Source organism: Planktothrix sp., assembly GCF_046067725.1.
In the GTDB taxonomy this organism is placed as follows: Bacteria; Cyanobacteriota; Cyanobacteriia; order Cyanobacteriales; family Microcoleaceae; genus Planktothrix.
The window spans coordinates 1-3,564 of record NZ_JBJUDF010000151.1 but is presented as its reverse complement, the minus strand read 5'-3'; the positions used below and the strand labels follow the sequence as shown (position 1 = coordinate 3,564).

The 3,564-nt window shown below is 33.0% G+C and carries 3 protein-coding genes; all 3 read right to left on the bottom strand.

What is annotated here, in order from left to right:
* Positions 1–148: 148 nt before the first annotated feature.
* Positions 149–928, bottom strand: a complete 780-nt coding sequence (locus ACKPEB_RS08855; RefSeq protein ID WP_408964525.1) for a hypothetical protein — start codon at positions 926–928, stop codon at positions 149–151.
* Positions 929–940: 12 nt separating this feature from the next.
* Positions 941–2,944 carry a hypothetical protein gene (locus ACKPEB_RS08850; protein WP_408964524.1) on the bottom strand — a complete coding sequence of 668 codons (2,004 nt, stop codon included), beginning with the start codon at positions 2,942–2,944 and terminating at the stop codon, positions 941–943.
* A 391-nt stretch (positions 2,945–3,335) separates the two neighbouring features.
* Positions 3,336–3,564, bottom strand: a 229-nt coding sequence (locus ACKPEB_RS08845; RefSeq protein WP_408964523.1) for a Uma2 family endonuclease, incomplete at its 5' end; no start/stop codon positions are given.

The following is a 3,564-nucleotide window of genomic DNA, read 5'->3' as shown; positions in this document are numbered from 1 at the left end:
AAGCCATAATCAATTGTTTGTCAAATCCCTATAACCTTTGTAATTGAGCATAATTAATATCTGATTTTTGGAGGTAAATTAAGGATGATATTTTATTCTATACAATCTCATCACCCTATTAGTATCTGTTGATATTGCAATGATGGACTTATTCTTCAGTTTGTTGTTGAGCATAATTCAGATTCTTTTGATATTCTATAACCTTTTTTTGAGCAATTTCATAATTAGGGTCAGATAAAGGAGTTGATTTCATCATATCAATAGCACCTTGCCACTCATTGGCAACTACATTCCACTCTTCTTTAGATTTTGCAGATTGAGCTAAAGTGGCTGCACGGGTAGCTTTATTAACAGCTTCTCGAAAATAATTAACTGGAATTGATGAATTTTCAGGTGAAGGAGAAGCAGTAATAAGACTAGACTCTTGTGGAGAATCTAAAGTGTTAGGATAATTTTTGGGTAAAAATAAAATAGAATAAATGCTTAATATTAAGGCAATAAACCCGATTAAACAAGAACCTATCGCTAAATTTTGGTTCAACTGAACATTATTTTTAAATGTAGCTAAAAAAACGTTAGTTTCCTCTAACCTTTTTTCTAAATTTTCTAACTGAGTTTTGTTTTGTTCAATTTCAGATTCAGTCTGATTTCCGGTTTCGCTAATTTTAGTCAAAATATCTTGATCCTTTTTGATTAAAACATTAAAATTTTCATTCCAATATTTCTTATATTCTTGATAATCATTCGATAGAGACTTAATTTGTTGTTGAGTCTGATCTAAATTAATAGAGTTTTTGAATAATTGGTCTTGATACTTTATTGATAATTGATCTAATTCTTGCTTGATTTGAGCTAAATCATCAATGACTTTCGCTGCTTCTTGAAAGCGTTTTTGTAGTTTAGCTAGTTCGTTTTCAACTGAATTCATGGTTTAATTTCCTTATGGTTTTAAAAGATGATTCAGGTTTTTAATCCCTGGTTTAAGAGAAATACAAGCTTCACAGATTTGAGTCATTGCCTGAATTTTATGAATTAATTCATCATCTAAATTAACTAATTTGTCTGTTGTATTGTTTTCTAAAACTTCTATTGTATTCAATTGATAGATTTGTTTTAACTCAGGTAATAAATTTTGCAAAATAGAATCTAATTTATCATTATAAAACTTGGGAAACTTAGAAGCAACATCTCGAACATCAGAATATTTTAATGATTTTGGCTTTTCCCATAATTCTTGGTAAATCAATCGATTTTCAGTAAAAACTAAACCCATTTTCCCTGAACCGAACATACTTTGATCTACAAATGCTAAGACTCTTTCCCCTGGTTCAAGATTAGCATATTTATAAAGTGCGTTTGCCAGTTTATCGAGAGGAATATTCGGAGCTAAAAAATATTCATCGCTGGGTTCTGAGAAATAATAGTTAAAAACGTTTAAGAGATCATGAGTTTGATGTTCTAATAATGTATAAAGCCTAGCTTCTATTTGTTTAAGTAACTGTTTCGGATTATTTTTTTGGTTTTTCAATAATTGATAAATTCCCAACCCTGCAACCCCAGCAATTAAAGCGACCCCTCCTGTCATAACGCCCACACCACCCAAAGCCGACATAATCGCACTATAAGCCGCCGCCCCAGATAAGGTGCTAATGGCTGTTCCTGTACCCGCGACACCAAAAGCCCCCACCGCAGCCCAAGCCGTTGCAAGAGTCGCCGCGCTGGTTAATGTTCCTGCAACCGCAGCAATACCTAAATTCACTCGATCTTGTGTGTCCATTTGAGAAACAGATACAATTGACACTAAAGCGGCTGCTCCAATTAATGCCGCCCCTCCTGTGACAACGGCTAACCCGCCTAACATTCCTAAACCTCCTGCTGCAACAGAACCTCCTCCTAAAGCCGCGAGTGTTGCGTTGGTCGCGGCTCCACCTGCTAAACCTCCAATTGCAACTTTGGTTCCGGCCTGTACTCCTAAATTCCCCAAAACTGCATGAGCGTTTGGAACAATTTGAGCCGCTGTTCTAACAGACTTAGTAACTGTTTTTACCTTATCTATAATATCTTCTGGGTTTTCTTGATTCTTTTGCTCAAAAACTCGCTCTGAGGCTAACTTATAAATAATTTTGCATTCTTCTGGAATATCTGAGCCTATAACTAATTCATCTAATTTAAGTAATTGCTGAAGGTCAGTAATTTTTTGATTATCTCGAACTTGAATATAAACTGATAAATATTTTTCTTGGTCGTCTTCTGATAAAAAATTTCGTTCAATTAAATCAAGAATAAATAATTCGGTTGTTAGTGCTTTGGATTTTATACTAGCAGTTAAATATCTTTGTTTAACTACTATTGGGATATTAGAATTAGTAATAATTGAATCCAGATCGTTAAGATGATTTAGCTCACTAATAGCTTCACCTGCTCTAACAGATTGATAAATTCCTCTTAAGGCTTGTTTTTGATCGTCAGAAATATGAGCAGATTCTAACGCTTTTTCTAAAGATAGCTCTATCCAGAGTAAGCGATAATTTTCACTGGCTAACTGATATTTTTGAAAAAATTCAGAATCTAAATTTTTCTGATTACTGATAACAATAAAATCTAATAAATCAATAGCTGCTATATCGTCATTTAACTGCCCCGATGTTATGTTTTCATAAGCTTGTATACATCTAATTTTGCTATCACGCTTAATCTCTAAATCCCTAAATAAATTGTTAATAATTTTTGGATAATGATTATTTTTATCGTATAAAGTATGGAGAATTAACAGAGCATCATTCTGAGCTAAACCCGTTTTTTTTAATCTGAGTTTATATCCTTCTTGAAGTTGAGCAGGAATTGTAACATTATAGGATTTTCCTGAACGCAGAGTTACTTTTTGGTTTCCACCCTGACTGGCAATCTGGTTAGAAATAAAAATGTGATAAATTTCTTCTGACATAAATGGCTTCAATATTCCCTTGAAGAGACATAGTAACTTGAGATTGATTAATTGTCATCAGTAAATTTACGGAAAAATACATCCCGTTATTTATAAGTAAATTTACGGAAAAAAATCCTCTTATTCCTAAAGTTATACCCGGAAGCTCAACAGAGACATTAGACAAGTTGCCATTCCTTAAACCCATAACCCATTATGAATCAAACCACTGATTAACTTTTTGTAACCAAGGACTAACCGAAGACATCCTAGAAAAATTACTTGCTGATGAATCCTAAACTCATTGTTATAGATACTAATGTTTTCCCGTTTACAATAAATATATCAAGGAGATTAAGTTTATTATTTTGATTTTAGTCATTGAGTAGTGCTGAAGCACAACAACGAGAGTTTACCAAATATGTTCTAAGTTTAAGGTAAATTGAGGTAAAATATTTTCTCCTGATAACGTTGATGGATTTTCTAATATTTCTACATCTTGATTGGGTCGATAGATTTCTACGGTTTTGGTTTGAGGATCAATTAACCATCCTAAACGAGTTCCGTTTTCTTGGTATTCTTTCATTTTCTTTTGAATAGTTTTGAGATGATCGCTTGGAGAACGTAATTCAATCACAAAA